Genomic DNA, 26985 nt, shown 5'->3' on the forward strand with positions numbered 1-26985 from the left:
CGAACGCCTATGCTCCGGCCGGAACCCCGGCCGCGAGTCGCTCTCCGATGGCCCGCAGCCCGGCGAGGTCGTGTACATCGCCGGGCAGGGCCGCCACTTCGGCCACTGCCACCTCGGGGTGCAGTGAGGTGAAGCGGTCGCGCGTGCGTCGTTCGCGCGCGATCACCTGCATCCGCTCGGCGTGCAGCCGCAGCAGTCCTGCCGTGATCTCGTCCACGTCGGGTGCGGGGGAGCCGTCGTCGGCGGAGTCACGAAGTCCAGCTTTCCCGGGCTCCTGATCGACAATGCCGCGGTCCTCAAGATTCTCTGCGGCGGCCAGGGCCCGTTCGGCGGACAGCTGGTCGGCGCCGCTGCCGTGCACCCGGTTCAGTACCAGACCGGCCAGCGGCATCTTCTCCGCGGCCAGCCGCTCCACGAAGTACGCCGCCTCGCGCAGGGCGTCCGGTTCGGGGGCCGCGACCACGAGGAAGGCCGTACCGGGAGCCTGGAGCAGCCGGAAGGTGGCGTCCGCCCGCGTGCGGAACCCACCGAACATCGTGTCCATCGCCGCCACGAAGGTCTGTACGTCCTTCAGCAGCGAGGCGCCCATCAGCTTGCTCAGCGTGCCCGTCATCATCGACATGCCGACATTCAGGAACTTCATCCCGGCCCGGCCGCCCACCTTCGCCGGCGCCATCAGCACGCGGATGAACTTCCCGTCCAGGAAGGACCCGAGCCGCTTCGGCGCGTCCAGGAAGTCCAGCGCGGACCGGCTCGGCGGGGTGTCCACGATGATCAGGTCCCAGTCGTCCCTGGCCCGCAGTTGCCCCAGCTTCTCCATCGCCATGTACTCCTGCGTGCCCGCGAAGCCGGCCGACAGCGACTGGTAGAAGGGGTTGGCGAGGATGGCCTGGGCCCGCTCGCCGTCCGCGTGCGTCTCGACGATCTCGTCGAAGGTCCGCTTCATGTCCAGCATCATGGCGTGCAGTTCGCCGTCGTCCGCCGCTGCGGCTCCCACCCCGGTGACCCTGCGCGGGGTGTTGTCCAGCGAGTCGATCCCCATCGACTGCGCGAGGCGCCGCGCCGGGTCGATGGTGAGCACGACCGCCTTGCGCCCGCGCTCGGCCGCCCGCACGCCCAGCGCCGCGGCGGTGGTCGTCTTGCCGACCCCGCCCGCCCCGCAGCACACGATGATCCGGGTCTGCGGATCGTCCAGCAGCCCGTCGACCGCCAGCCGCGGCGGAGTGTCCAGGCCCACGGTGTCCACCCCCTCGCTCATTCGCCCACCGACTGCTTCCGCAGTTCCTTGGCCAGCTCGTACAACCCGGCCAGATCCATCCCCGCACCGAGGAGGGGGAGTTCGTACGCCGGCACGTCCAGCCCCGCCAGTACGGCGCGCTGCGCGCGCTCCAGTTCCACCCGGCCGGCGTGTTCGGCGGCCTGCGCGAGCAGCGGGTCCACCAGCCGCTCGGCCAGCCCGCCGCGGCGCGCGCCGCCCAGGCCGGCCCGCGACAGCGCCTGCGCCACCCCGGCCCGGTGGTCCTCGGCCGCGGCCCGCAGGGTGTCCTCGTCCAGGTGGTGCGGGCGCACCATGTTGACGACGACCCGCCCGACGGGCAGTCCGGCCTGCCGTAGTTCCTCGATGCCGTCCGCGGTCTCCTGGACGGGCATCTCCTCCAGGAGGGTGACCAGGTGCACCGCCGTCTCGGCGGACTTGAGCACCTTCATGACGGCCTGGGCCTGGTTGTGGATCGGCCCGAACCGGGCCAGGCCGGCCACCTCGTCGTTGACGTTCAGGAACCGGGTGATCCGCCCGGTCGGCGGCGCGTCCATGACCACGTGGTCGTAGACGAACCGGCCCGCCCTGTCCTTGCGCCGCACCGCCTCGCAGGCCTTGCCGGTCAGCAGCACGTCGCGGAGCCCGGGCGCGATGGTCGTCGCGAAGTCGATCGCGCCGAGCTTCTTGAGCGCGCGGCCCGCGGAGCCGAGCTTGTAGAACATCTGGAGGTAGTCCAGCAGCGCCCGTTCGGCGTCGATGGCGAGTGCGAAGACCTCGCCGCTGCCGCCCGGCGCGACGGCGATCTTCCGCTCCTCGTACGGGAGCGCCTCCGTCCCGAAGATCTGTGCGATGCCCTGCCTGCCCTCGACCTCCACGAGAAGAGTCCGCTTGCCCTCGCGTGCGAGGGCGAGCGCGAGTGCCGCGGCGACCGTGGTCTTGCCGGTGCCGCCCTTGCCGCTGACCACCTGGAGCCTGCTCACAGCGTCCGAGCCTAATTCCTTCGCCCCGGACCGCAGGCACTACCCTCGCTCCCATGACCAAGAAGTTCGAATACGCGACGGTCCCGCTGCTGGTTCACGCCACCAAGCAGATCCTGGACACCTGGGGCGAGGACGGCTGGGAGCTCGTCCAGGTCGTGCCCGGGCCGAACAACCCCGAGCAGCTCGTGGCCTACCTCAAGCGGGAGAAGGCATGAGCGGCGTCGTCGAGGCGAAGCTGGCCGAGCTCGGCCTGACCATGCCCGAGGTCGTCCCGCCGCTGGCCACGTACCAGCCGGCCGTCCGCTCGGGCTCGTACGTCTACACCGCGGGCCAGCTCCCGATGGTCAAGGGCAACCTGCCGGTCACCGGCAAGGTCGGCGCCGAGGTCTCGGCGGAGCAGGCCAAGGAGCTGGCCGCCACGTGCGCGCTGAACGCCCTGGCCGCGGTCAAGTCGGTCGTCGGCGACCTCGACAAGATCGCGCGTGTCGTGAAGGTCGTCGGCTTCGTCGCCTCGGCCCCGGACTTCACCGCCCAGCCGGGCGTGCTGAACGGCGCGAGCGAGCTCCTGGGCGCCGTCCTCGGCGACAAGGGCGTCCACGCCCGCAGCGCGGTGGGCGTGGCGGTCCTCCCGCTGGACGCCCCGGTGGAGATCGAGATCCAGGTCGAGCTGGTCGCCGGAGCCTGAGCCCGAGCCCGAGCCCGACCCCGGCGGGGCTGGAACTGGTCCACAGGACGGTTCCAGCCCCGCCGCCGTGTGGGGCGCGGGTCAGGGCCGGAGCCCCGGGAGGCCGGGCGGAGCCCGTTCCACGACCGCGCCGGGCCCGGCTGCTCTCGAACATCGGGCCGGATGGCCGTAGCATCCGGCCATGCCGAATGGTCAGCAGCAGCCCCAGGCCCAGCCCCCCGCCGGAGGCCAGTGGTACCCGCCGGAGTGGCCGGACCGCATCCGCGCGCTCGCCGACGGGTCCCTCACCCCGGTGGACCCCAGACGCGCCGCCACCGTGATGCTGCTGCGCGACACCCCCGACGGTCCCGTCGTGCACATGCTGCGCCGCCGCGCCTCCATGGCCTTCGCCGGCGGCGCGTACGCCTATCCGGGCGGCGGGGTCGACCCCCGCGACGAGGACCACCAGGTCGGCTGGGCGGGCCCGAGCCGGGAAGACTGGGCCCGCCGCCTCGGTACGGACGCCCGTTCCGCCCAGGCCATCGTCTGCGGCGCCGTACGCGAGACCTTCGAGGAGGCGGGCGTCCTGCTCGCCGGCGAGACCCCCGGCACGGTCGTCGGCGACACCACCGGCGACGACTGGGAGGCCGACCGGCAGGCGCTCGTGGCGCGGGAGCTGTCCTTCGCCGAGTTCCTGGACCGCCGCGGCCTGCGGCTGCGCTCCGACCTGCTCGGCGCGTGGGCGCGCTGGATCACCCCGGAGTTCGAGCCGCGCCGCTACGACACCTGGTTCTTCGTCGCGGCCCTCCCCGAGGGCCAGCGCACCCGCAACGCCTCCACCGAAGCCGACCGGACCGTCTGGATCCGCCCGGCCGACGCCGCCGGCGGGTACGACAAGGGCGAGCTTCTGATGATGCCGCCCACCATCTCGACCCTGCGCTCCCTCGAGCCGTACGGGAGCGCCGCCGAGGCGCTCGCCGCGGCCGGGGCGCAGGACCTGACCCCCGTACTGGCCCAGGCGGCGCTGGAGAACGGCGAGCTGGTGCTCAGCTGGCCGGGCCACGACGAGTTCACCAAACGAGTGCGCCCCGGAGGCCCCTCATGACCGACGCCGCCGCACTCCCCGGCCAGCCCCGCGGAACCGTTACCTCAGGGCCCGCCACCGCCCGCGCGGTCAACGTCCTGGCCCCCAACGCCTCCGCGATGACGCTGGACGGCACCAACACCTGGCTGCTCTCCGAGCCCGGATCCACCCAGGCCGTCGTCATCGACCCGGGCCCGCTGGACGAGGCCCACCTGCGCGCGGTCATCGACACCGCGGAGCGCGCCGGGAAGCGGATCGCCCTGACCTTGCTCACCCACGGGCACCCCGACCACGCCGAGGGCGCCGGCCGGTTCGCCGAGCTCACCGGCACCAAGGTCCGCGCCCTGGACCCGGCCCTGCGGCTCGGCGACGAGGGTCTGGCCGCCGGGGACGTGATCCGGACGGGGGGCCTGGAGCTGCGCGTGGTCCCGACCCCCGGACACACCAGTGACTCGCTCTGCTTCCACCTGCCCGCCGACCGGGCCGTCCTGACCGGAGACACCATCCTCGGCCGCGGCACCACCGTCGTGGCCCACCCCGACGGCCGCCTGGGGGACTACCTGGACTCCCTGCGCCGCCTGCGCTCGCTCACGGTCGACGACGGCGTGCACACCGTGCTGCCGGGCCACGGGCCGGTCCTGGAGGACGCCCAGGGCGTCGTCGAGTACTACCTGGCCCACCGCGCACACCGCCTGGCCCAGGTCGAGACCGCGGTCGAGGACGGCTACGCCACCCCGGAGGCGGTCGTCGCCCACGTCTACGCGGACGTGGACCGCTCCCTGTGGCCGGCCGCGGAATGGTCCGTACGCGCCCAGCTGGAGTACCTCCAGGAGCACGGCCTCATCCCGGGCGGCCCCGAGCTCTAGGCCGGCCCGGAGCTCTGAGCAGGCCCCGAGCTTCCAGCCGGCCCGGAGCTCTGGGCCGGCCGGGGCGTCTTGGTGCCGTGGCGGGCCGTGTACTCGTCCGCCAGCCACGGTCCGAGGTCCTCGATGTAGGTGCGCAGCACGGCCGGGTCCGCGACCGGATCCAGCGCCACGGCGGCCGCGGCCCGCATCTGGTCGGCGCGCTGCGGGTAGTACGTACCGAAGACCTCCGCGGACTCGGCGAGGTCGCTGGTCCAGCCGCCCCACCGGGGCATGACCAGGGTGAATCCGGTGCGCACCAGGCGCCGCGCGAAGATCCGGCTCAGCCTGCGGTACTCCTGCGGGGTCGACGCGGCCTGTGCCCTGGCCCGCCAGGCGGGCAGGAGCTCCGCCAGATCGCCGTTGGTCTCCCGGGCGAGCAGGCCGTCGGGGCGGTAGCGCGGCAGGTGCTCGGCCAGGTCGGCGCCGAGCAGCGGGGTGCACAGGCAGGCCAGGAACCAGCCGAGGTCGTACCGCTCCTGCTCGCTGAGCAGGGTCTCCTTGCCGTAGAGCAGGATGCCGACCCCGTCGGTCTCGGGGAAGTCCTCGTCGAGCCCGCGCGCCAGGACGTCGGCGGCGGCCCGGTCCTCGTCGGCGGGCTCGCGGTGCAGGGCGAGCAGCAGGTCGAGGTCGGAGCGCCCGGGCCGGGCCGTCCCGCGCGGCACGGACCCGTACAGGTAGGCGCTGTGCAGCCGCCGTCCGTACGCCTCGGCGATCCGCTCCCGCGCCGCGGCGACGACGGCCCTGAACTCCCCCGGCACCTTCCCGAGGGACCCCTCCCGCTCGAAGTACCCGTACGCGTCGAGACCTCTGTGCTCCATGAGTCCACTGTGCCTGGCTCCCGGCCCGATGCGGCCCACCTGCGCCGGTCGGATCACATCCGGCGCCGGCCGGATCGCGTCCCGGCGTCCCGGAAGGCGCGAAGGGGCCCCGCCCAGACCGGGCAGGACCCCTCGAAACCGCCGGTACCGGCGTCAGCGCGAACGCTTCGCCAGCCGCTCCACGTCCAGCAGGATCACGGCGCGCGCCTCGAGGCGGAGCCAGCCGCGTCCCGCGAAGTCGGCCAGGGCCTTGTTCACGGTCTCGCGGGAGGCGCCGACGAGCTGCGCGAGCTCCTCCTGCGTGAGGTCGTGCACGACGTGGATGCCCTCCTCCGACTGCACGCCGAACCGGCGCGACAGGTCGAGGAGCGCCCGCGCCACACGGCCCGGGACGTCGGAGAAGACCAGGTCGGACATCTGGTCGTTGGTCTTGCGCAGGCGCCGCGCGACGGCGCGCAGCAGGGCGGTCGCGACCTCGGGCCGGGCGTTGAGCCAGGGCTGGAGGTCGCCGTGGCCCAGGCCGAGGAGCTTGACCTCGGTCAGCGCGGTGGCGGTGGCGGTGCGCGGGCCCGGGTCGAACAGCGACAGTTCGCCGATCAGCTCGCCGGGGCCGAGGACGGCCAGCATGTTCTCGCGACCGTCGGGGGAGGTGCGGTGGAGCTTCACCTTGCCCTCGGTCACGACGTACAGCCGGTCGCCGGGGTCGCCCTCGTGGAACAGGGCGTCACCGCGTGCGAGGGTCACCTCGCCCATGGAGGCGCGGAGCTCCGCGGCCTGCTCGTCATCGAGCGCCGCGAAGAGCGGGGCGCGCCGCAGAACGTCGTCCACGAGTTTCTCTCCTATGTCGACCAGCTCAGGGGACCGGTCCCCCATTTTGCCGGACGGCTCAAACAGTGCGATCAATCACTACCAAGGATGCCGGACGGACGCCCGTGCTGTGTGGTGGGAGACCAATCGGGGTGGTGTTACCTGAGGTCCGGGCGGGTGTCAGCGCCCGGCCTTAGGCTGGCCGGGTGTCCAATAAGCCGGTGAGAGCACAGGCCAAGGGGTCCGCGGGTGTGAGGGCGGCCCATAATTCAGCTGTGGGCGAACAAGCCTCCGGGAGGGCGATCCCAGCGGCCCCGCCCGCCCCTCAGGGCAAAGGTTCGGCCAAGAAAGCCGCGTCGAGACCCGCCGCGAAACCCTCTGCGGCCAAGCCGGAGTCCCGGCTGGCCATGGTGCGCCGGGCGCGGAGGATCAACCGCGAGCTGGCCGAAATCTATCCATACGCCCATCCGGAGCTCGACTTCCGCAACCCGTTCGAACTGCTCGTCGCGACCGTGCTGTCCGCGCAGACCACGGACCTGCGGGTGAACCAGACGACGCCGGCCCTCTTCGCGGCCTACCCGACCCCCGAGGACATGGCCGCGGCCGTCCCGGAGGAACTCGAGGAACTGATCCGGCCGACCGGGTTCTTCCGGATGAAGGCCAAGTCCCTCCTCGGCCTCTCGCAGGCCCTGCGGGACGACTTCGGCGGCGAGGTGCCCGGGCGGCTCGAGGACCTCGTGACCCTGCCCGGAGTCGGCCGCAAGACGGCGAACGTGGTCCTCGGCAATGCCTTCGGCGTCCCGGGCATCACCGTGGACACCCACTTCGGCCGGCTCGTGCGCCGTTGGAAGTGGACCGAACAGGAGGACCCGGAGAAGGTCGAGGCGGACATCTGCACGATCTTCCCCAAGAGCGAGTGGACGATGCTCTCGCACCGCGTCGTCTTCCACGGCCGCCGGATCTGCCACGCGCGCAATCCGGCCTGCGGGGCCTGCCCGATCGCCCCGCTCTGCCCGGCGTACGGGGAGGGCGAAACGGACCCGGAGAAGGCCCGCAAGCTGCTGAGGTACGAGAAGGGCGGCCGGCCGGGCCAGCGTCTGAGCCCGCCCCCGGACTACCCGGGCCTCCCGGCTCCGCCGCTGGGCGACCCGGCGCCGTAACAGGAACGAATCAGTGCCCGGACCGCGTTGGCGGTGTGGGGAGACGGTGTCGACAGAAGGACGCGGACAGGGGTGCCTATGACGCGCGGTAGCGATACACGGGACGAGACGGCGGCGGGAGCCGCGGCGGGCGGCAGCACGGCTCTGAGCACCGACGGCCTGCCCGCCTGGCTGGACCCCGTCGTCGAGGCCGCCCGGACCATCGAGCCGCCCCAGCTGAGCCGGTTCCTGCCGCCCGAGGACGGCCGCGGCCGGCAGTCCGCCGTGCTCGTGCTGTTCGGCGAGGGCCCCCGCGGGCCCGAGCTGCTGCTCATGGAGCGCGCCGGCACCCTCCGCTCGCACGCGGGCCAGCCCTCCTTCCCGGGCGGCGCCCTCGACCCCGAGGACGGCGATCCGCACACCACCGGCCCGCTGCGCGCCGCGCTGCGCGAGGCCGAGGAGGAGACCGGGCTGGACCCGTCCGGGGTCCAGCTCTTCGGGGTGCTGCCCCGCCTCTACATCCCGGTCAGCGAGTTCGTCGTCACCCCGGTCCTCGGCTGGTGGCGCACCCCGAGCCCGGTCGGCGCGGTGGACCCGGCCGAGACGGCCCGCGTGTTCACCGTGCCCGTGGCGGATCTCACGGACCCCGAGCACCGGGTCACGGCCGTCCACCCGAGCGGTCACCTGGGCCCGGGTTTCACCGTCGCATCGGCCCTGGTCTGGGGTTTCACGGCCGGGGTGATCGACCGGCTGCTGCACTTCGCGGGCTGGGAGCGCCCCTGGGACCGCTCGCGGCAGGTCCCGCTCGACTGGCGCGCGTGAGACGGTGGCCCATGTGAACGTGCTGGACATCCTGTTGCTGCTCGCTGCCGTGTGGTTCGCGATCGTCGGCTACCGCCAGGGGTTCGTCGTCGGCATCCTGTCGGTGATCGGGTTCCTCGGCGGTGGCCTCGTCGCCGTGTCCCTGCTCCCGCTGATCTGGGACCGGGTGACCGACAACGGCACCCAGGTGTCCACCACGGTCGTCGTGATCGCCGTCGTCGTGATCATCGTCTGTGCCTCGATCGGCCAGGCCCTGACCACCCACCTGGGCAGCCGGCTCCGCCGCCACATCACCTGGTCGCCGGCGCGCGCGCTGGACGCGACCGGCGGGGCCCTGGTCAACGTGGTCGCGATGCTGCTGGTGGCATGGCTGATCGGCTCCGCCCTCGCCGGGACCTCGCTTCCCACGCTGGGCAAGGAAGTGCGCAACTCCAAGGTGCTGCTCGGCGTGTCGCGGGTGCTGCCCGCGCAGGCCAACACGTGGTTCTCGGACTTCAGCTCCACCCTCGCGCGCAACGGCTTCCCGCAGGTGTTCAGCCCGTTCTCCAACGAGCCCATCACCGAGGTGAGGGCGCCCGATCCGGCACTCGCCCGCAGCCCGGTCACCGAGCAGGCCAAGCGCTCGATCGTGAAGGTCGTCGGCACCGCGCCCGGCTGCAGCAAGGTGCTGGAGGGCACGGGCTTCGTCTTCTCGCCCGGCAAGGTGATGACCAACGCGCACGTCGTCGGCGGGGTCGGCGAGCCGACGGTGCAGATCGGCGGCGAGGGCAAGCTCTACGACGGCAAGGTCGTGCTCTACGACTGGGAGCGCGACATCGCCGTCCTGGACGTGCCCAAGCTGAAGGCTCCGCCGCTGGAGTTCGCCGACCGGGACGCGGCGAGCGGCAGCGACGCGATCGTCGCCGGTTTCCCGGAGAACGGCGCGTACGACGTCCGATCCGCCCGCGTCCGCGGCCGGATCAACGCCAACGGCCCCGACATCTACCACCGGGGCACCGTCCGGCGTGACGTCTACTCGCTGTACGCGACGGTCCGCCAGGGCAACTCCGGCGGTCCGCTGCTGACGCCGGACGGCAAGGTGTACGGGGTCGTGTTCGCGAAGTCCCTCGACGACCCGAACACCGGATACGCCCTGACGGTGGACGAGATCCGCGACGACATCCGGATCGGCCGGAGCGCCGAACAGCGGGTCGACAGCCAGGGCTGCGCCCTCTGACACCGGAACGCCGGGCCCGCGGCGGGCCCGGCGGACGGGTGCGCCGGGTCTCTACGTCCGCGGATGGCGCAGGCGCGCCGAGACCCACAGGGCCCGGCGGCGCAGAATGCGCGGAATCCCGAGGCGGAGGTCGTGGCCCTCACGGCCGGCCCTCCCGTGGGTGCCCGGCGTCGCTGCCGAGCTGCGTTCGTGTGCGGTTTCGCGGTAGTCGTGCGTCCAGCCCATACTCCGAGCTGTGCCCGTGACCCATGGTCGGTAACCCCGTACGACGCGGCCAATTGGCCTATGCGCGCGGCAATTGAGTGCTTGTCATACCCATCAGCGGTCCGGTTCGGGGTCCTTGAGCCAGTTCACGAGCTCGGTCGAGAACGCCACGGGGTCCTCCTCGTGCGGGAAGTGCCCCAGACCGTCGAACAGCCGCCACCGGTACGGGGCTTCGACGTACTCGCCGGATCCGGCCGCGCTCCGCGTGCGCATCACCGGGTCGAGCGAGCCGTGCAGGTGCAGCGTCGGCACCCGCACCGGCCGCTTCATGCGCCGGTTGAACTGGAGGCCGTCGGGCCGTGCCATCGACCGCATCATCCAGCGGTACGGCTCGATCGAGCAGTGCGCGGTGGAGGGGATGCACATCGCCCGCCGGTACACGGCGAGCGCCTCCTCGTCGGCGCCGTCCTCCCGCAGCCGCGGCCCCGACCAGTCCCGGATCAGCTCCCCCACGAGCGCCCCGTCGTCGGCGACGAGCTGCCGCTCGGGGATGAACGGCCGCTGGAAGCCCCAGATGTGTGAACTCGCCCGGGTCTGGCCGAAGTCGGACAGCATGGCCGAACGCCAGCGGCGCGGATGGGGCATCGACGACACGACCAGGCGGCGCACCAGCTTGGGCCGCATCACGGCAGCCGTCCAGGCCAGGTAGCCGCCCAGGTCGTGCCCGACGAGCGCGGCGTCCGGCTCGCCGAGGGACCGTACGACCCCGGTGATGTCGAGCGCCAGATTGGCCGGGTCGTAGCCGCGCGGGGTGCGGTCGCTGCCGCCCACGCCGCGCAGGTCCATCGCGACGGCCCGGTAGCCGGCGTCGGCGAGCGCGGTCATCTGGTGCCGCCAGGTCCACCAGAACTGCGGGAAGCCGTGCAGGAGCAGCACCAGCGGCCCGTCACCGAGTTCGGCGACGTGGAAGCGGGCGCCGTTGGCGGCGACGTCCCGGTGCGTGACCGCCTGCCCGCCGGGCAGATCGAGCCGGATCGCCGAGGCGGCGGTGGGCGGATTGCCGGGGTCAGGGGAGGGGGCTGTCATGAGGACGAGCGTGCCACACCCACGGCGTTGTCACTCACCGGCCGCGGGTGCGGCTTGACGGTCCCGACGAGCGCCGCGGTCTGCTTGACCGACTCGATGGTCTTCACCGGCGGCTTGACCTTCTTGAACTTGACCACGGCGAGCAGCCCGACCAGGCCCGCGAGCAGCCAGAACGCGCCGCCGACGATGAGGAAGGACCACGCGAGGCCGAGGCCGAGGTTATGGATTCCGTAGGCCGCGGCGAAACTCAGTACGGGGAGGGAGAAGAGCACGAGCACGCCCGCGACGATCGCGGCGCCGCTGCCGATGCCCGCGCGCTTGACGTCCTGCTTGATCTCCACCTTGGCGAGGGCGATCTCGTCGTGCACCAGGGCCGACATCTCGGCGGTGGCCGAGGCGACCAGTTGGCCGAGTGTGCGCTCGGCTCCCCGCGCCCCTTGGTCCACTGCGCTCATCGCTCTCTCCCTCTGTCGTCTGCCGCGTGTGTGCGTGCGTGTGTACGCCGTCCTCCGTCAGATCATGCCGGACGGTCGCCCTCGATGCTGGACGCGGCCGCCGCTTCGGCCCGGCGCCGGTGTTCCGCGGCCTTCGCCTCGTGGATCTTCGCCATCCGCAGGTGGTACGCCGGGGTGTGCTCCTCGTAGATGTCCGGGATGCCGTCGCGGTCGTCGTCGCGCTCCTCGGCGTCGGTGAGGGCCCGGTACTTGCGGTCGCGGAGCTTGAGCAGGACGCAGGCGAACACCGCGGCGATGAGCGAGCCGATGAGGACGGCGGCCTTGATCTCGTCGGTGAGGACCGGGTCGTCGGCGAAGGCGAGTTCACCGATCAGCAGGGAGACGGTGAATCCGATCCCGGCGAGGGCGGCGACCGCGAGCACGTCCGGCCAGGCGAGGTCGTCGTTGAGCTCGGCCTTGGTGAAACGGGCGGCCAGCCAGGTCCCGCCGAAGATGCCCACGGCCTTGCCGACGACGAGGCCGAGGACCACGCCGAGGGTTTCCGGACGGGTGAAGACCTGCCCGATGGCCTCGTCGGAGAGGGAGACCCCGGCCGAGAACAGTGCGAACAGCGGTACGGCGAGACCGGCCGAGACCGGCCGTACGAGGTGCTCGATGTGCTCGCCGGGGGAGTGCTTCTCGCCGTCCTTGCGGGTGCAGCGCAGCATCAGGCCCATGGCGACGCCGGCGATGGTGGCGTGGACGCCGCTGTTGTACATCAGGCCCCACACGGCCAGGGCGAGGGGCACGTAGACGTACCAGCCGCGGACGCCCCGGCGCAGCAGGAACCAGAACAGCGCGAGTCCCACGACCGCGCCGCCGAGGGCCAGGAAGTCGATCTCGCTGGTGAAGAACACCGCGATGATGATGATCGCGAAGAGGTCGTCGACGACGGCGAGGGTGAGCAGGAACGCGCGCAGGGCGGAGGGCAGCGAGGTGCCGATGACCGCGAGGACGGCGAGTGCGAAGGCGATGTCGGTGGCGGTGGGGACCGCCCAGCCGGCCATGGACCCGTTGCCGAAGGCGTTGACCAGGGCGTAGACCCCGGCGGGGGCGGCCATGCCGCACAGGGCGGCGATGACGGGGAGCGCGGCGGCCTTGGGGTCGCGCAGGTCGCCCGCGACCAGCTCGCGCTTGAGCTCGATGCCGGCCACGAAGAAGAAGACGGCCAGCAGCCCGTCGGCGGCCCAGTGCTGGAGCGACAGGTTCAGGCCGAGCAGTCCGGGGCCGAGGTGGAAGTCCCGGACGGTCTCGTAGCTCTCCGTCAGGGCGGGGGTGTTCGCCCAGACCAGGGCGGCGACGGCGGCCACGAGGAGCAGAACACCGCCGACGGTTTCGGCGCGCAGGGCGTCGGCGACGAAACGGCGCTCGGGCAGTGAGAGCCTGCCGAGGAGCTTGCGGCTCTGGTGCTCGGTGGGGTGGGGCGCGGCCACGGGGGACACCTCCGGCGGGTCGACGGCACGGCTCATCACGTTGCCGACCAGACTTCCCGGCGCACCCTGAGACTTGAAACGTCAAACCTTGACGCTTCTCCTACGTTACAGGGTCACGCAGTCGTATCGGGTGATCTTCACCTTAAACGGCAGGGGGGCGCCCGGCGCGCTGTGCGCCGGACGCCCCAGGTCCTGCTTTTGCGTTCCGTGCCGCTCAGTCCTCGCTGGACGCGGACGGGAGCTTGCTCTGGATCAGGTCCATCACCGAGGAGTCGGCGAGCGTGGTGACGTCGCCGACCGTGCGGTTCTCCGCCACGTCGCGCAGCAGGCGGCGCATGATCTTGCCCGAGCGGGTCTTCGGCAGTTCCTGGACCGGCAGGATCCGCTTCGGCTTGGCGATCGGGCCGAGCGTGGCGCCCACGTGGTTGCGCAGTTCGGCGACCAGGTTCTCGGTCTCCGAGGCGCTGCCGCGCAGGATGACGAAGGCCACGATGGCCTGTCCGGTGGTCTCGTCGTTGGCGCCGACCACGGCCGCCTCGGCGACCGCGGGGTGCGAGACGAGCGCCGACTCGACCTCGGTCGTGGAGATGTTGTGGCCGGACACGAGCATCACGTCGTCCACCCGGCCGAGCAGCCAGATGTCGCCGTCGTCGTCCTTCTTGGCGCCGTCGCCCGCGAAGTACTTGCCCTCGAAGCGCGACCAGTAGGTGTCGATGAACCGCTGGTCGTCGCCCCAGATGGTGCGCAGCATCGACGGCCAGGGCTCGGTCAGGACCAGGTAGCCGCCCCCGCCGTTCGGGACCTCGTGCGCCTCGTCGTCCACGACGGTGGCGCAGATTCCGGGCAGGGCGCGCTGGGCCGAGCCCGGCTTGGTCTCCGTGACGCCCGGCAGCGGGGAGATCATCATCGCGCCGGTCTCGGTCTGCCACCAGGTGTCCACGATCGGGCAGCGGTCGCCGCCGATGTGCTTGCGGTACCAGATCCAGGCCTCGGGGTTGATCGGCTCGCCGACCGAGCCCAGGACACGCAGGCTCGACAGGTCGAACTTCGCGGGGATGTCGTCGCCCCACTTCATGAACGTACGGATGGCCGTGGGCGCCGTGTAGAGGATGGTGACGCCGTACTTCTGCACGACCTCCCAGAACCGGCCCTGGTGCGGGGTGTCCGGCGTGCCCTCGTACATCACCTGGGTGGCACCGTTCGCGAGCGGCCCGTAGACGATGTACGAGTGCCCGGTCACCCAGCCGATGTCGGCGGTGCACCAGTAGACGTCGGTCTCCGGCTTCAGGTCGAAGACCGCGTGGTGGGTGTACGCCGCCTGCGTGAGGTAGCCGCCCGAGGTGTGCAGGATGCCCTTCGGCTTACCCGTGGTCCCCGAGGTGTACAGGATGAAAAGCGGGTGCTCGGCGTCGAAGGCCTGCGGGGTGTGCTCGGCGGACTGCCGGCCGACCACGTCGTGCCACCAGAGGTCCCGGCCCTCGGTGAAGGCGGTGTCCTGGCCCGTGCGCTGCACGACGAGCACGTGCTCGACCTGCGGGCACTTGCCGACGGCCTCGTCGATGGCCGGCTTCAGGGCGGTGGGCTTTCCGCGGCGGTAGCCGCCGTCGGCGGTGATGACCAGCTTGGCGTCGGCGTCCTGGATGCGGGAGGCGACGGCGTCGGCGGAGAAACCGCCGAAGACCACGGAGTGCGCGGCGCCGATGCGGGCGCACGCGAGCATCGCCACGACCGCTTCGGGGATCATCGGCAGGTAGACGGCGACGCGGTCGCCGGCCTGGACCCCGAGCTCGGTCAGGGCGTTGGCGGCCTTGGAGACCTCGTCCTTGAGCTGGGCGTAGGTGATCGAGCGGCTGTCACCGGGCTCGCCCTCGAAGTGGAGGGCGACGCGCTCGCCGTTGCCGGCCTCGACGTGCCGGTCCACACAGTTGTAGGCGACGTTCAGCTTGCCGTCCGCGAACCACTTCGCGAAGGGCGGGTTCGTCCAGTCGAGCGTCTCGGTCGGCTCCGTGGCCCAGGTCAGCCGCCGGGCCTGCTCGGCCCAGAAGCCCAGCCGGTCCGCGTCGGCCTGTGCGTACGCAGCCCGTGTCACGTTGGCGGCGGCGGCCAGATCGGCGGGCGGTGCGAACCGCCGCTCCTCCTTGAGCAGATTGGCCAGGCTTTCATTGCTCACGACATATCCCTTTCCCAGGGTGTCCGTTGTGTCCCCGGCATAGCTCATCAGCCGGCGGCCCGGGTGACAAGAGGTAGCCGAGAATTGGTTTAGACCTATAGCACGTCCGGGGGCGTGCGACGGCCCCTCCCCGCTGCAAGGTGCGGAAAGGGGCCGAATGATGGCACGGATAGCGGAGGGTACCGGTTCGAACCTGCCGTGACGTTGTCGCGAATCAGGCGTTCTGGCCGACCGTGTCGAAGACCCGGCAGTCGAAGAAGTCCTCGCCCTCGGACAGCAGGTAGGCCTGCGCCTCGCCCACGTGGAAGTACATCCCGTGCAGCTCCAGCGTGCCCTCGGCCAGCCGCCGGGCCACCGATTCGTGGGCCCGCAGGTGCTCCAGCTGCTGCACCACATTGGTCAGGCACAGCTGCTCCACCGCGTCCGCGGGGAGCCGGCCCGAGATCCGGGCCCAGGCGTGGTGCCGGCTCGCCATCCGCTCCAGGCTGGGCAGCCCGTGCCGCAGCCAGCGGCGCAGCGGGGTCATGGGCGCCGCGGGGGAGGAGTTGAGCAGCGCCTGCATCGCTCCGCAGCCCGAGTGCCCGCACACGGTGATGCTGTCCACCTTGAGCACGTCCACCGCGTACTCGATGGCCGCCGCGACGGAGTCGTCGGTGGACTCGGCGCCCGGCAGCGGGACGAGGTTGCCGACGTTGCGCACGGTGAAAAGGTCACCCGGCCCGCTGGCCGTGATCATGCTGGTCACCAGACGGGAGTCCGCGCAGGTGAGGAAGAGCTGGGAGGGCCGCTGCCCCTCGCGGGCGAGGCGGGCCAGCTCGTCGCGCACGTGCGGTGCGGTGTCGCGCTGGAAGGCGCTGATCCCGTTGGCCAGTTGCCCGGCGCCGCGCCGCCGCGGCGCGGGCGCCGCGGATGCTGACGGTGCGGCGGCGGTGGCCGGGTCCGTGGGGGTCTCGGCGGCGCGGTGGTCGCAGTGGTTCTGCCACGGGGTCCAGGGGCGGCAGCACTGGTGCCCCCCGCGCTGCGGGGTGCGCCGGGCCGGATCGAAGTGCTGGGACCCGTCGGCCTTGCGGCCGGTGACCTCCACCGATCCGCCGTGGGCGAGGTGCGAGTCCTGCCAGTCCCGCAGCGTCTCGTAGGCCGCGTGGTCCATGAACGAGCCGTCCAGCTCGATCAGCGCGCGCCCGTCGTGCGGGATCTGGTTCAGCACCCGGCTCAGCCGCGGCACGGCGAGAAAGGTCAGCTGCCCGCGCGCCCAGACCCGGTGGACGCCGTTGTCCAGCTGCTCGAGCGTGATGCGGGTCCGGGCCAGCCGGTGCAGGGCCAGGGCGACCGCCACCGCGATGCCGATGGCCACGCCCTCCAGTACCCCGCCGAGGACCACGGCCACGATGGTGGTCGCGTAGACCGGGATCTCCCGGTGCCGGGTGACGCTGCGCAGGTGCGTGATGCTCACCATCTGCACCCCCACCGCCATGACCAGGGCGGCCAGCGCGGCGAGCGGGATCAGGTCGAGGACCGGGACCAGCAGCCCGGCCGCGAGCAGGACCCACAGGCCGTGCAGCATGGCCGACTTCCGGCTGGCGGCGCCGGCCTTGACGTTGGCCACGCTGCGGACGGCGACGCCGGTGATCGGCAGCCCGCCCAGCGCCCCGGAGACGATGTTCGCCGCGCCCTGTCCGCGCAGTTCGCGGTTGAGGTCGGCGCGCGGCGGGCGGTTGCTGCCCCGCTCCGAGGCGATCAGCTTGTCGGTCGCGACGGCGGAGAGCAGCGACTCCACGCTCCCGACCAGGGTGATGGTCAGCACGGCGGCGATCAGGCCGAGGACGGGTCCCTCGGGCAGTTCGGGCAGGGCGTGGCTGCGCCAGGACGGCAGGTCGACCCGGGGCAGGGAGAACCCGGCCAGGGTCGCGACGGCGGTGGCCGTCGCCACGGCGGCGAGCGCCGCCGGCACCTTGCGCAGTGCGCGGCCCGTCCGTCCGGGCAGCCGCGGCCAGCCCAGGAGGACGACCAGCGTCAGCACGCTGGTGCCGAGCGCGATCGGGTGCAGGTCCGCGAGCTGGCCCGGCAGGCCGAGGACGTTCGCCACGGCGGAGCTCTGCGGGGTGCCGCCGAGCACGATGTGCAGCTGGGCCAGCGCGATGGTCACGCCGATGCCGGCGAGCATGCCGTGCACGATGGCCGGGCTCACCATGAGCGCCGACCGTGCGGTGCGCAGCAGTGCGAGGCCCAGCTGGCACAGTCCGGCGAGCACGGTGATGGCGCAGGTGGTGCGCCAGCCGTAGCGCTGGATCAACTCGGCGGTGACCACGGTGAGTCCGGCCGCGGGACCGCTCACCTGGAGCGGGGCGCCGCCGAGCCGCCCGGCGACGATCCCGCCGGCGGCCGCCGCGACCAGACCGGCCTGGAGCGGGGCGCCGGTGGCCAGGGCGATGCCGAGGGAGAGCGGCAGGGCGATCAGGAACACGGCGATGGAGGCGGAGAGGTCAGCGGGCAGATCCTTGCGGAGCTGCGCGCGAGCCTCTTCACGAGCCCGCTCGTGTGCTTCTTTGCGGAGCTTGGTGGTGCTTTCTTCGTCTGCTGCGGGTGTACGTGGTGTGGCTGTCATAAGGTCCCGTCTCCTCGGGGGGAGGGGTGAAGCGGCGGGAGTCTCAACACTCGGTAAATGGATGGTAATGGAGAGTAAAGGGTCGTGGTAGAAAATACGGGCAAATGGCCTATGAATTAATCCCCTGGGGTGATTAAGCATTTTGTACGGCTTGTCACACCGGCCTCTCGGCAGACCGCATGGGACGTTGCGGCGCGGAAGTCCTGCGATGGAACTGCGAGGGAGAGGTGGGGCGGATGATCGCCGCCACGAAGAAGATCGCCGGCGGCCTGGTCGCCACGGCGCTGGTCCTGGGCGTCGCCGGGTGCAGCGGCTCGGAACCCGCCAAGTCTCCGGCGTCCGGCCCCCAGAACGCCCGGAAGGGCCCCGCCGCCCCCGAGGCCCCCGGCAGCGTCAACCGGCCCATCGGCGACGGTTCGACCGCCTACACCGGCGGGCAGCCGAACGTCCGGAAGCCGCAGAAGCTCAAGCCCGGCGAAAAGCCCCCGCAGTTCGTGGTGTTCTCGTGGGACGGGGCCGGCGAGGACAGCCAGAAGCTCTTCTCGCACTTCCGCGAGGTCGGCAAGAAGTACAACGCCCGGATGACGTACTTCCTCAGCGGCGTGTACATGCTCCCGGAGGAGAAGCGCTCCCTCTACACCGCCCCGCAGCACGAACCCGGCCGTTCGGACATCGGCTTCGGTGACCTCCAGGGCATCAAGGACACCGCCACCCAGGTGCGCGGGGCCTGGCTCGAGGGCAACGAGATCGGCACCCACTTCAACGGCCATTTCTGCGGCCCCGACGGCGGCGTCGGCACCTGGTCCGTGGACGAGTGGAAGAGCGAGATCAGCCAGGCGAAGTCCTTCGTCAAGAACTGGAAGACCAACGCCGGCCTGAAGAACATGGAGGCGCTCCCCTTCGACTACGACAAGGAGCTCATCGGGGCCCGCACCCCGTGCCTCGAAGGCCAGAAGAACTTCATGCTGGCGGCGAAGGGCCTGGGGTTCCGCTACGACTCCAGCGGCATCAGCAAGCAGATCTGGCCCAAGAAGACGGACGGGCTCTGGGACATCCCGCTGCAGCTGGTGCCGGTGCCGGGGCGCGCCTTCGAGACGCTGAGCATGGACTACAACTTCATGACGAACCAGTCCGGAACGACCTCGCAGGGCGACCCCTCGCAGCACGCGTACTGGGGCGACCAGATGCGCGACGGCCTGCGCCAGGCCTTCGACCGCGCCTACCAGGGCAACCGGGCGCCGCTGATCATCGGCAACCACTTCGAGTCCTGGAACGGCGGCACCTACATGCGCGCCGTCGAGGAGTCCATCAAGGGGATGTGCACCCAGAAGGAGGTCCGCTGCGTGCCGTTCCGCGAGCTGGTGGACTGGCTGGACGCCCAGGATCCCAAGGTCGTGGACTGGATGCGCACCCTCGACGTCGGCGAGGCGCCGAAGGAGGGCTGGGCGAAGTTCCTGACCGCGGGGCCGCCGCCCGCCCGGCCGACGGCCCCCGCCGGGGTCACGCCGGCTGCGGAGCCGGCTGAAGACGGGGCGGACGAGGGCTGACGAGAGCCTCGGCTCCTTCTTCGGACCCCTCGAACCCCTCGAACACCTCGGTCTCCTGGGGCCCGTCGGCCGCCTCCGCCGCCTGGGCCACCTCGGCCCCTTCCGCCGCCTCGGCCGCCTCGCGCAGGACGAAGCCGGGGTCGACCTGGTCCGCCAGGTCGACCCCGGTCTTCGCGTTTCCCCAGCTCTCCGCGTTCTTCACGTGGAACCGCACCATCTGCTCGGTGTACCGGTCCCAGTCGCGGTGCGCGTACGAGTCGTCCACCGCATCCTGGAGGGACTGGAGGGCGAGCCGGTTCGTCGCCTCCAGCAGCTCGAACGCGGCCGGCCGGCCCTTCTCCATGGCCCGCACCCAGTCGGAGTGCCCGACGGTGACGAGCAGGTCCTCGCCGACCTCGTCCTGGAGGAACTCGATGTCCTCGGGGCCCTGGACCTTGTTGCCGACGACCTTGAGGGCCACCCCGAAGTCCCGGGCGTACTCCTTGTACTGGCGGTAGACGGACACGCCCTTGCGGGTGGGCTCGGCGACCAGGAAGGTCACGTCGAAGCGGGTGAACATGCCGGAGGCGAAGGAGTCGGAGCCCGCGGTCATGTCGACGACGACGTACTCGTCGGGGCCGTCGACGAGGTGGTTGAGGCACAGCTCGACCGCCCCGACCTTGGAGTGGTAGCAGGCCACGCCCAGATCGGCCTCGGTGAACGGACCCGTGGCCATGAGCCGTACGGGCGCCCCGTCGAGCAGGAGCGTGCGCGCGCAGGCCTCGTACACCGGGTTGTCCTCGGTGACCCGCAGCAGGCGCGAACCCCGGCCGGGCGGAGTGGTCTTGATCATCGTGTCGGCGGACGCGATGCGCGGGTTGGAGCCCCGCAGGTAGTCCTTGATCAGGGGCAGGTGCGCGCCCAGGGCGGGCAGCTCGGCGGCTTCGTCCTCGCCGAGCCCGAGGGCGGCGCCCAGGTGCTGGTTGATGTCGGCGTCCACCGCGACGACGGGGGCTTCATTGGAGGCGAGGTGGCGGATGAAGAGGGAGGACAGCGTGGTCTTGCCGCTGCCGCCCTTTCCCACGAAAGCGATCTTCATGTTCACCAAGCGTAGTGGGTCGAAAGCGTAGAGTTGTCAAGGTGAGTGAAGAAGACCACTCCAAGGAGGGGTCGGTGCTACGGGTGCGCAGTGCGTAGGCTCCCTACTTATGAGTAGCGCTTCTGACCCGTTGGCCGCCCTGGCCGGGCTGCCGGGTGTCGCCGATTCCGTGGATTCCGTACGCAAGGCCGTGGACCGGGTCTACGGGCACCGGGTCATGCGCCGCCGCAGCGGCGAGATCACCTCGGAGGCCGCCCTGCGCGGCGCCCGGGCGAGCGCCGCGCTGTCGGGAGCGGACTGGGCGCTGGAAGAGGTGCGGCGCCGGACCGACTTCCGCGCCGAGCCCGAGGCCCTGACGGTGGGCGCCGCGCTGCGGCTCACCGCGGAGGCCGGTCAGCTGCTGAGCATCTGGCGCCAGTCGCCGCTGCGGGTTCTGGCGCGGCTCCACCTGGTCGCGTCGGGGTCGGCGGTGGAGGGGGACGTCGTGGGGCGGCCCCGCCTGGCGGGCGAGCCGGTGGACGAACCGCTGATCGGGCTCCCGCTGCCGAGCGCGGAGGAGGTCGCGGGCCGACTGGACGGCCTGTCCCGCCTGGTCATCGCGGGCGGGTCCGCCCCCGCCCTGGTCACGGCGGCGGTGGTGCACGGCGAGCTGCTGGCCCTGCGGCCCTTCGCCACCTGCAACGGACTGGTGGCGCGGGCGGCCGAGCGCATCGTCCTGATCAACAGTGGTCTGGATCCGAAGGCGATCTGCCCGGCGGAGGTCGGCCACGCGGAGCAGGGCCGGGAGGCGTACCTGGCCGCCTTCGAGGGCTACGTCTCCGGCACCGCGGAGGGGATGGCCGCCTGGATCGCCCACTGCGGCCGGGCGATCGAACTCGGTGTGCGCGAGTCGACGGCGGTCTGCGAGGCGCTGCAGCGCGGCGCGGCCTGAGCTCCGGGGGCCGGACCGACCGGACCGCCCGGGGTGTCGGGGTTTTCCGCCCGGACATGGGTTGCGGCGACACCGTACTGCTTTGGTGTCGCCGCTGGCATTCACGCCCAGTTACCAAGCGTCCTCGATGGTTGCCCATCAGGTCGGGAACTTTGCCCGTCACCTGGTGCGGCTGGCCCGTAATCGACGGGTCGACGTCGCGTGGGTGCTCGGCGTTCATGCTTCGGTCCGTGGGCCTTACTGCGTTTTAAAGATGATCCTCTCGGATGTTCTTTGGTCTCGCGGGCCGTTGCTTTATTTGTACTCCGCTTCGGTCCTATGCGAAACCCCTGGCTCCACTTTTTACTTTCCGGGGCGAGTCCGGCGAACCGGACGGCACGTATTGCCGCAGTTCAGGACAATCAGCTGCCGGCGGCCGCAGCCAGGGCCCCGGCCCGGCGCCTGCTCGCATACCAGACCAGGCCGGCGGTGGCGGCCGCCGCGCCCACGGCGGCGGCGGCGACCAGCGCGGGCCGCGCCGGCATCGACAGCCCGGGCAGCCGCTGCTTGAGGCGCACGGGACGGTTGAACACGAGGACCGGCCACTCCCGGGCCAGCGCCTCCCGGCGCAGCGCGCGGTCGGGATTGACGGCGTGCGGGTGCCCGACCGCCTCCAGCATCGGGATGTCGGTGGCCGAGTCGCTGTAGGCGTAGCAGCGGGCGAGGTCGTAGCCCTCGGACTCCGCGAGCTCGCGGACGGCTTCCGCCTTCGTGGGTCCGTAGGCGTAGTACTCGATCTCGCCGGTGAAGCAGCCGTCCTCGCCCACGACCATGCGCGTGGCGACGACGCGGTCGGCGCCGAGCATCTCCCCGATGGGCTCGACCACTTCTGCACCGGAGGTCGACACGATCACCACGTCGCGGCCGGCGGTGTGATGGGCCTCGATGAGGGACGCGGCCTCGTCGTAGATGATCGGGTCGATGAGGTCGTGCAGGGCTTCCGCGACGATCTCCCGGACCTGCTGCACGTTCCACCCCTTGCAGAGGGCGGAGAGGTACTCGCGCATCCGCTCCATCTGGTCGTGGTCGGCGCCGCCGGCCAGGAAGATGAACTGCGTGTACGCGGTGCGCAGCACGGCACGCCGGTTGATCAGTCCGCCCTGGTAGAAGGACTTGCTGAACGTCAGGGTGCTCGACTTCGCAATGACCGTCTTGTCCAGGTCGAAGAAGGCTGCGGTGCGAGGCGAGGAGTGCGGCAAGGGCTGATTTTCCACGCTCCGAGCATATGCGCCCACCATTCGGCGTAAGGTGTGGCGCGTGGGTTTGCCTGAGAAGGCTCTCGGGTACACCATGGAAGTCACGGATCGTTCGCGACCGTGCTAACCCGGTCTGGCTCCTCCCCCCCCGAGTCGGACCGTGGGGACGACCCCCGCTCTCCCCCCCGGCGGGGGTCGTCGCATGTCCGGACGCGGTTCGCGTCCCTGCCTTCGGCCCCAAGTGTCCATTCCTGCGGACCTCCCCGTCGTTCGGGGCCTCCACGGCGAAGGCCCTCACCCTCTGAGACTCGTGACGCTGCGTAGTGGTTCCGCCGCGCTCCGGAACTCACCTGAGTGGGTGACCGGGTTATTCACAATCGACTCGTTGTCCACAGTTTTCGAGCAAGATCCACTTCTTTTCCCCGATCGCGGCACGGTGATTCCGGCCGCGAAGTCCGCGGTGCTGGATTTCGCAGGGAGAAGGGGGCGGAGATCGTGGCTCGATCGAAGTCGTGTGAAACACCGGAGGCGGCGCCGACCGGAGCGGGGACCGCGTCCGCAGCGCCCGCCGGGAGCGGCGGCGGGCGCCCGCTGATCATCACTGAGGATCCCCTGCTGCTCGACGATCTGCTGCGGCTGTGCGCCGCCGCGGGAGCCGAGCCGCACGTGCTCCACGAGGTGCCGGAGCCGGGCGGCGCCGGCGGACCCCAAGGAGGCGTCGGATGGGAGTCCTCCCCGCTCGTGCTGGTCGGGGACGACGCGGCCCGGCGGGTGCGCGGGGCGCCACGCAGGGACGGCGTGTTCCTCGTGGGCCGGGACCTCGACGACCCCGCGGTGTGGCAGCGGGCGGTGGAGATCGGCGCGGAGGAGGTGCTGAGGATCCCCGACGCCGAGAGCCGCCTGGTCGACCGGATCGCCGACGTCGTGGAAGGAGCCGGGCGGCCCGCCCTCGCCGTCGGGGTGATCGGCGGCAGCGGCGGCGCCGGGGCCTCCACCCTCGCCTGCGCCCTCGCCGTGCGTGCCGCGCGCACCGGCGAGCGGACCATCCTCATCGACGGAGACCCCCTGGGCGGCGGCATGGACGTCCTCCTCGGGGGCGAGAACGCGGAAGGGATGCGCTGGCCCGACTTCGCGGCCTCGCGCGGACGGGTCGGCGCCGGAGCCCTGGAGGAGTCCCTGCCCGAACTGCACGCCCTGCGCGTGCTCAGCTGGGACCGCGGGGACCGGGTGGTCGTGCCGCCCGCCGCGATGCGGTCGGTGGTGGCCGCCGCCCGGCGCCGCGGCGGGGTCGTGGTGGTCGACCTCCCCCGGCGGGTGGACGAAGCCGTGGCCGAGGTGCTGGCCCAGCTCGACCTGGTGCTCATGGTGGTGCCCGGCGAGCTGCGGGCGGTGGCCGCCGCGGGCCGGGTGGCCGCGGGAGTGCGGATGGTGGCCCGGGACGTGCGCGTCGTCGTACGGGGGCGCTGGCCCGGCGGCCTCGAACCGGAGGCCGTGGCCGAGCTCCTGGGCGCGCCGCTGGCCGGTGAGGTGCCGGTCGAGGTGGGCCTCCCGGGCCGGGTCGCCGAGGGGGAACCGCCGGGGGCCCAGGGGCGGGGCGCTCTGGCCCGCTTCTGCGACGGCTTCTGGCAGCGCGCACTCGGCTCCGCCCAGGGGGTGCCGGCATGAGCGCCGTGCTCCTGGACGCGGTGCGCAGGCGGCTCGCCGAAACCGGGGCGGAACCGACGCCGGCGCGGGTGGCGGCGGCCCTGCGGGCCCAGGGCAGGCTGCTGGGCGATGCGGAGGTGCTCGGCGTCGCCGCCGAGTTGAGGTCCGAGCTGGTCGGCGCCGGCCCGCTGGAGCCGCTGCTCGCCGACCCGGAGGTCACCGACGTGCTCGTGGCGGCCCCCGACCGGGTGTGGGTGGACCGGGGCGGCGGGCTGGAGCTGACCGGGGTGACCTTCGAGGGCCCCGAGGGCGTGCGCAGGCTCGCCCAGCGGCTGGCCGCCGTGGCGGGACGCCGGCTGGACGACGCCCGGCCCTGGGTCGACGCCCGGATGCCGGACGGTACCCGGCTGCACGCGGTCCTCCCCCCGGTGTCCGTCGGCTCGGCCTGCCTCTCGCTGCGCGTGGTCCGGCCACGGGCGTTCACCCTCGAGGAACTGGTCGCGGCCGGCACCCTGCCGCCCGGCGGGCAGCGGCTGCTCCGGGAGATGGTCGAGGCCCGACTGTCGTTCCTCGTCTCGGGCGGGACCGGGACGGGCAAGACCACCCTGCTCAGCGCACTGTTGGGGCTGGTCGGCCCCGGCGAGCGGATCGTGCTGGCGGAGGATTCGGCCGAGCTGCGCCCCGATCATCCACACGTGGTGCGGCTGGAGACCCGGCCCGCCAATCAGGAGGGCGCGGGCCTGGTCACCCTGGCGGACCTGGTGCGGCAGGCGCTGCGGATGCGCCCCGACCGGCTGGTGGTCGGCGAGGTCCGCGGTCCTGAGGTGGCGGACCTCCTGGCCGCTTTGAACACGGGACACGAAGGAGGCTGCGGAACGGTACACGCCAATGCGGCCGCCCACGTGCCCGCCCGGCTGGAGGCGCTGGGGACGGCCGCCGGGCTCGACCGGGCTGCCTTGCACAGCCAGTTGGCGGCGGCGCTGACCCTGGTGGTCCACCTCGTCCGGGACCGGGAGGGGCGGCGCCGGGTGGCCGAGGTGCACGTGCTCGAACGGGACGCCGCCGGGTTGGTGATCACCGTGCCGGCGCTGCGCTGGGCCGCGCGGGGCTTCGTACGGGAGCGGGGCTGGGAGCGGCTGCGCCCGTTGCTGAGGGGTGCCCGGTGAGCCCGGGGGCGGCGCTGCCGGTGCCCGTGTTCGCCGGGGTGCTGTGTGCGGTGGCGGCCGCCTGGGGGCTGAGCGGCGCAGACCGGGTGGTCCGGCGGGCCCGGGTGGTGCTGGCCGGGGGCGGTCCGGTGGTGCCCCGCGGTCCGGCCCGGATGGAGTGGCTGCTGGCCGCCGTGCGGGTGCGGTCGGCGCGGTGGCGGGAGTGGTCCGTCCTCGGGGCGGGGCTGCTGGTCGCGGTGCTCGGCGGGTCGGTGATCCCGCTGCTGGCCGGGACCGTCGCGGTGCCGCTCGTGCGGCGGTGGCTGCGGACGCGGGCCCGGGAGCGGGCCCGGGCGGCCCGGGCCGCCGAGGTGGTGGCGCTGTGCGGTGCGGTGGTGGGTGAGCTGCGGGCGGGAGCTCAGCCCGGGCAGGCCCTGACTGCCGCGATACGGCGCACCACGCCCGGCCCCGGCGGCCCCGGGGCGGCGGAGGCGGGGGTACTGGCCGCCGCGGCGTTCGGCGGGGACGTGCCCGGGGCGCTGCGGCAGGCGGCCCGCGAGCCGGGCGCCGAAGGGCTGGCCGGGATGGCCGCCTGCTGGCGGGTGTCGGTGGACGGCGGGGCGGGCCTGGCCGCCGGGCTGGAGCGGCTGGAGGGCGCCCTGCGGGCCGAGCGGGACCGGCAGGAGTCGCTGCGGGCCCAGTTGGCGGGGGCGCGCTCCACGGCGGTGGTGCTCGCCCTGCTGCCCCTGGTGGGGCTGTTGATCGGCACCGGGCTGGGCGCGGATCCGCTGCGGGTGCTGCTGCACAGCCCGGTCGGATGGGGATGCCTGGTCGCGGGCGCGCTGCTGGAGGCGCTGGGACTGGTGTGGTGCCGGCGGATCGTACGGACGGGGGAGCGGTGATGGGCGGCTTCGCGATCCACAGGCTGGGGATGGGGCTGTGGCTGGCGGTGGCGGCGCTGTGCGCGGCCTCGGCGCTGGCGGCGCGGATGCGGGAGAGCCGGGTCCGGCGCAGGATCGGCCTCCTGCTCGGGGTGCGGCCGAGCCCGCGGGAGCCGGTGTGGCGTGCCCGGCTGCGCGGTGCGCCGGCCTTGTGGGCAGGGCCGGTCGGGGCGCTGGTGGCGGGCTGGGTGCTCGTCGGCGGGGCGGCCGGTGTGGCCGTCGGCGCGCTGGCCGCGCTCGGGGTGCGGCGCTGGCAGGCCAGGGCGCGTCCCCCGGCCTCGGTGGACCCGCGGGAGGCGGAGCGTCAGCTGCCGTTCGCCGCCGATCTGTTGGCCGCTTGTCTGGCGGCCGGCGCCGGTCCGGTGGAGGCCGCTGAGGTCGTGGGGGAGTCGCTCGGCGGCCCGGTGGGCGAGCGGCTGGCGCAGGCAGGGGCGGAACTGCGGCTCGGCGGTGAACCGGGCGCCGGGTGGGGGAGATTGGCGGAGATACCGGGTGCCCGTGCCCTCGCGGAATGCCTGGAGCGGGCCGCCCGGACGGGAGCGCCCGCCGCCGAACCGGTCTCCCGGCTGGCCTCGGCCCTACGGGAGGACCGCTGCCGGCAGGCGGGTGCCAGGGCGCAGCGGGCGGCCGTGCTCATCACGGCACCGGTCGGGTTGTGTTTCCTCCCCGCATTTCTTGCGATCGGGGTGGCCCCGGTGGTGATCGGAATGGCCTCGGGCCTTCTCGCGAACACCTGACGTCACATGAGCCACGCACATCAACAACGCACATTAACAACA

24 protein-coding genes are annotated in these 26985 nt (G+C 72.5%); 13 read left to right on the plus strand and 11 right to left on the minus strand.

What is annotated here, in order from left to right; genetic code table 11:
• Positions 1-7: 7 nt before the first annotated feature.
• Both AB0D44_RS12460 and AB0D44_RS12465 read right to left on the minus strand, forming a co-directional pair.
• Entirely contained in the window at positions 8-1258 is a 1251-nt protein-coding gene (locus AB0D44_RS12460) for an ArsA family ATPase (protein ID WP_362588511.1), read from the minus strand.
• Positions 1255-2238, minus strand: coding sequence for an ArsA-related P-loop ATPase (locus AB0D44_RS12465; RefSeq protein WP_362588514.1), 984 nt, complete (start codon positions 2236-2238; stop codon positions 1255-1257). The genes AB0D44_RS12460 and AB0D44_RS12465 overlap by 4 nt, the downstream gene beginning before the upstream one ends.
• Positions 2239-2291: 53 nt before the next feature.
• On the opposite strand from AB0D44_RS12465, the gene AB0D44_RS12470 reads away from it, so the two are divergent.
• From AB0D44_RS12470 to AB0D44_RS12485, 4 genes are all read left to right on the plus strand, one after another.
• Complete coding sequence (locus AB0D44_RS12470; RefSeq protein WP_007264966.1) at positions 2292-2453, plus strand: DUF4177 domain-containing protein; 162 nt, start codon at positions 2292-2294, stop codon at positions 2451-2453.
• On the plus strand, positions 2450-2923 hold the full coding sequence (locus tag AB0D44_RS12475; protein ID WP_362588517.1) for a RidA family protein: 474 nt from the start codon (positions 2450-2452) through the stop codon (positions 2921-2923). Before AB0D44_RS12470 ends, AB0D44_RS12475 begins: the two co-directional genes overlap by 4 nt.
• A gap of 181 nt (positions 2924-3104) precedes the next feature.
• Entirely contained in the window at positions 3105-4007 is a 903-nt protein-coding gene (locus tag AB0D44_RS12480) for an NUDIX hydrolase (RefSeq protein ID WP_362588519.1), read from the plus strand.
• Positions 4004-4852 (plus strand): MBL fold metallo-hydrolase, encoded by an 849-nt coding sequence (locus AB0D44_RS12485; RefSeq protein ID WP_362588521.1) that lies wholly within the window; start codon positions 4004-4006, stop codon positions 4850-4852. The genes AB0D44_RS12480 and AB0D44_RS12485 overlap by 4 nt, the downstream gene beginning before the upstream one ends.
• Here AB0D44_RS12485 and AB0D44_RS12490 read toward each other — a convergent pair.
• Together AB0D44_RS12490 and AB0D44_RS12495 are read right to left on the minus strand one after the other, a co-directional pair.
• Positions 4849-5709 carry a nucleotidyltransferase domain-containing protein gene (locus AB0D44_RS12490; protein WP_362588524.1) on the minus strand — a complete coding sequence of 287 codons (861 nt, stop codon included), beginning with the start codon at positions 5707-5709 and terminating at the stop codon, positions 4849-4851. The genes AB0D44_RS12485 and AB0D44_RS12490 overlap by 4 nt on opposite strands.
• Before the next feature lie 153 nt (positions 5710-5862).
• On the minus strand, positions 5863-6537 hold the full coding sequence (locus AB0D44_RS12495; RefSeq protein ID WP_003981529.1) for a Crp/Fnr family transcriptional regulator: 675 nt from the start codon (positions 6535-6537) through the stop codon (positions 5863-5865).
• A 254-nt stretch (positions 6538-6791) separates the two neighbouring features.
• Here AB0D44_RS12495 and nth point away from each other — a divergent pair, with 254 nt between their 5' ends.
• From nth to AB0D44_RS12510, 3 genes are all read left to right on the plus strand, one after another.
• Complete coding sequence (gene nth / locus AB0D44_RS12500; RefSeq protein ID WP_362588527.1) at positions 6792-7676, plus strand: endonuclease III; 885 nt, start codon at positions 6792-6794, stop codon at positions 7674-7676.
• Between the two features lie 78 nt (positions 7677-7754).
• Positions 7755-8477, plus strand: a complete 723-nt coding sequence (locus AB0D44_RS12505) for a CoA pyrophosphatase (RefSeq protein ID WP_362588530.1) — start codon at positions 7755-7757, stop codon at positions 8475-8477.
• 13 nt (positions 8478-8490) lie between these two features.
• Complete coding sequence (locus AB0D44_RS12510) at positions 8491-9693, plus strand: MarP family serine protease (protein ID WP_362588533.1); 1203 nt, start codon at positions 8491-8493, stop codon at positions 9691-9693.
• 318 nt (positions 9694-10011) lie between these two features.
• Here AB0D44_RS12510 and AB0D44_RS12515 read toward each other — a convergent pair whose 3' ends face one another.
• The 5 genes from AB0D44_RS12515 to AB0D44_RS12535 all read right to left on the minus strand — a co-directional run bounded on the left by AB0D44_RS12515 (position 10012) and on the right by AB0D44_RS12535 (position 17685).
• Positions 10012-10983, minus strand: a complete 972-nt coding sequence (locus tag AB0D44_RS12515; protein ID WP_362588535.1) for an alpha/beta hydrolase — start codon at positions 10981-10983, stop codon at positions 10012-10014.
• Positions 10980-11438, minus strand: a complete 459-nt coding sequence (locus AB0D44_RS12520; protein ID WP_362588538.1) for a phage holin family protein — start codon at positions 11436-11438, stop codon at positions 10980-10982. The genes AB0D44_RS12515 and AB0D44_RS12520 overlap by 4 nt, the downstream gene beginning before the upstream one ends.
• Positions 11439-11500: 62 nt before the next feature.
• The gene (gene nhaA, locus AB0D44_RS12525; protein ID WP_362588541.1) at positions 11501-12910 is read right to left on the minus strand and encodes a Na+/H+ antiporter NhaA; all 1410 of its coding nucleotides are present in this window, start codon (positions 12908-12910) and stop codon (positions 11501-11503) included.
• A 214-nt stretch (positions 12911-13124) separates the two neighbouring features.
• Positions 13125-15128 (minus strand): acetate--CoA ligase, encoded by a 2004-nt coding sequence (gene acs / locus AB0D44_RS12530; protein ID WP_362588544.1) that lies wholly within the window; start codon positions 15126-15128, stop codon positions 13125-13127.
• A 166-nt stretch (positions 15129-15294) separates the two neighbouring features.
• Positions 15295-17685, minus strand: coding sequence for a SulP family inorganic anion transporter (locus tag AB0D44_RS12535; RefSeq protein ID WP_362588547.1), 2391 nt, complete (start codon positions 17683-17685; stop codon positions 15295-15297).
• Between the two features lie 236 nt (positions 17686-17921).
• Between AB0D44_RS12535 and AB0D44_RS12540 the strand changes: the two genes are divergently transcribed.
• The gene (locus AB0D44_RS12540) at positions 17922-19232 is read left to right on the plus strand and encodes a hypothetical protein (RefSeq protein WP_362588550.1); all 1311 of its coding nucleotides are present in this window, start codon (positions 17922-17924) and stop codon (positions 19230-19232) included.
• Here the strand turns inward: AB0D44_RS12540 and AB0D44_RS12545 are convergent.
• Entirely contained in the window at positions 19186-20310 is a 1125-nt protein-coding gene (locus AB0D44_RS12545) for an ATP-binding protein (RefSeq protein ID WP_362588551.1), read from the minus strand. The genes AB0D44_RS12540 and AB0D44_RS12545 overlap by 47 nt on opposite strands.
• Positions 20311-20419: 109 nt before the next feature.
• Between AB0D44_RS12545 and AB0D44_RS12550 the strand changes: the two genes are divergently transcribed.
• Positions 20420-21241, plus strand: a complete 822-nt coding sequence (locus AB0D44_RS12550) for an oxidoreductase (protein ID WP_362588554.1) — start codon at positions 20420-20422, stop codon at positions 21239-21241.
• 401 nt (positions 21242-21642) lie between these two features.
• On the opposite strand, the gene AB0D44_RS12555 is transcribed toward AB0D44_RS12550, so the two are convergent.
• Entirely contained in the window at positions 21643-22518 is an 876-nt protein-coding gene (locus tag AB0D44_RS12555; protein WP_362588557.1) for an HAD-IB family hydrolase, read from the minus strand.
• A 549-nt stretch (positions 22519-23067) separates the two neighbouring features.
• On the opposite strand from AB0D44_RS12555, the gene ssd reads away from it, so the two are divergent.
• Genes ssd through AB0D44_RS12575 form a run of 4 tightly spaced genes read left to right on the plus strand, consistent with a single transcriptional unit; the run spans position 23068 to position 26943 of the window.
• Positions 23068-24141: a septum site-determining protein Ssd gene (gene ssd, locus AB0D44_RS12560; protein ID WP_362588629.1), complete on the plus strand. Its 1074-nt coding sequence runs from the start codon at positions 23068-23070 to the stop codon at positions 24139-24141.
• Positions 24138-25286, plus strand: coding sequence for a TadA family conjugal transfer-associated ATPase (locus AB0D44_RS12565; protein WP_362588559.1), 1149 nt, complete (start codon positions 24138-24140; stop codon positions 25284-25286). The genes ssd and AB0D44_RS12565 overlap by 4 nt, the downstream gene beginning before the upstream one ends.
• Entirely contained in the window at positions 25283-26167 is an 885-nt protein-coding gene (locus AB0D44_RS12570) for a type II secretion system F family protein (RefSeq protein ID WP_362588562.1), read from the plus strand. The genes AB0D44_RS12565 and AB0D44_RS12570 overlap by 4 nt, the downstream gene beginning before the upstream one ends.
• Positions 26167-26943: a type II secretion system F family protein gene (locus AB0D44_RS12575; RefSeq protein WP_362588565.1), complete on the plus strand. Its 777-nt coding sequence runs from the start codon at positions 26167-26169 to the stop codon at positions 26941-26943. Before AB0D44_RS12570 ends, AB0D44_RS12575 begins: the two co-directional genes overlap by 1 nt.
• Positions 26944-26985 lie beyond the last annotated feature (42 nt).

Origin of the sequence: Streptomyces sp. NPDC048349 (genome assembly GCF_040651925.1) — a bacterium.
Classification (GTDB): domain Bacteria; phylum Actinomycetota; class Actinomycetes; order Streptomycetales; family Streptomycetaceae; genus Streptomyces.

What these genes read in the sequence shown, in the direction of transcription:
- AB0D44_RS12460 (WP_362588511.1), bottom strand. Translation starts at nt 1,258, where the DNA reads ATGAGCGAGGGGGTGGACACCGTGGGCCTGGACACTCCGCCGCGGCTG.
- AB0D44_RS12575 (WP_362588565.1), top strand. Translation starts at nt 26,167, where the DNA reads ATGGGCGGCTTCGCGATCCACAGGCTGGGGATGGGGCTGTGGCTGGCG.
- AB0D44_RS12470 (WP_007264966.1), top strand. Translation starts at nt 2,292, where the DNA reads ATGACCAAGAAGTTCGAATACGCGACGGTCCCGCTGCTGGTTCACGCC.
- AB0D44_RS12565 (WP_362588559.1), top strand. Translation starts at nt 24,138, where the DNA reads ATGAGCGCCGTGCTCCTGGACGCGGTGCGCAGGCGGCTCGCCGAAACC.
- AB0D44_RS12475 (WP_362588517.1), top strand. Translation starts at nt 2,450, where the DNA reads ATGAGCGGCGTCGTCGAGGCGAAGCTGGCCGAGCTCGGCCTGACCATG.
- AB0D44_RS12540 (WP_362588550.1), top strand. Translation starts at nt 17,922, where the DNA reads ATGATCGCCGCCACGAAGAAGATCGCCGGCGGCCTGGTCGCCACGGCG.
- AB0D44_RS12535 (WP_362588547.1), bottom strand. Translation starts at nt 17,685, where the DNA reads ATGACAGCCACACCACGTACACCCGCAGCAGACGAAGAAAGCACCACC.
- AB0D44_RS12545 (WP_362588551.1), bottom strand. Translation starts at nt 20,310, where the DNA reads ATGAAGATCGCTTTCGTGGGAAAGGGCGGCAGCGGCAAGACCACGCTG.
- AB0D44_RS12505 (WP_362588530.1), top strand. Translation starts at nt 7,755, where the DNA reads ATGACGCGCGGTAGCGATACACGGGACGAGACGGCGGCGGGAGCCGCG.
- AB0D44_RS12520 (WP_362588538.1), bottom strand. Translation starts at nt 11,438, where the DNA reads ATGAGCGCAGTGGACCAAGGGGCGCGGGGAGCCGAGCGCACACTCGGC.
- AB0D44_RS12485 (WP_362588521.1), top strand. Translation starts at nt 4,004, where the DNA reads ATGACCGACGCCGCCGCACTCCCCGGCCAGCCCCGCGGAACCGTTACC.
- AB0D44_RS12480 (WP_362588519.1), top strand. Translation starts at nt 3,105, where the DNA reads ATGCCGAATGGTCAGCAGCAGCCCCAGGCCCAGCCCCCCGCCGGAGGC.
- AB0D44_RS12490 (WP_362588524.1), bottom strand. Translation starts at nt 5,709, where the DNA reads ATGGAGCACAGAGGTCTCGACGCGTACGGGTACTTCGAGCGGGAGGGG.
- acs (WP_362588544.1), bottom strand. Translation starts at nt 15,128, where the DNA reads ATGAGCTATGCCGGGGACACAACGGACACCCTGGGAAAGGGATATGTC.
- AB0D44_RS12550 (WP_362588554.1), top strand. Translation starts at nt 20,420, where the DNA reads ATGAGTAGCGCTTCTGACCCGTTGGCCGCCCTGGCCGGGCTGCCGGGT.
- AB0D44_RS12515 (WP_362588535.1), bottom strand. Translation starts at nt 10,983, where the DNA reads ATGACAGCCCCCTCCCCTGACCCCGGCAATCCGCCCACCGCCGCCTCG.
- AB0D44_RS12555 (WP_362588557.1), bottom strand. Translation starts at nt 22,518, where the DNA reads ATGGTGGGCGCATATGCTCGGAGCGTGGAAAATCAGCCCTTGCCGCAC.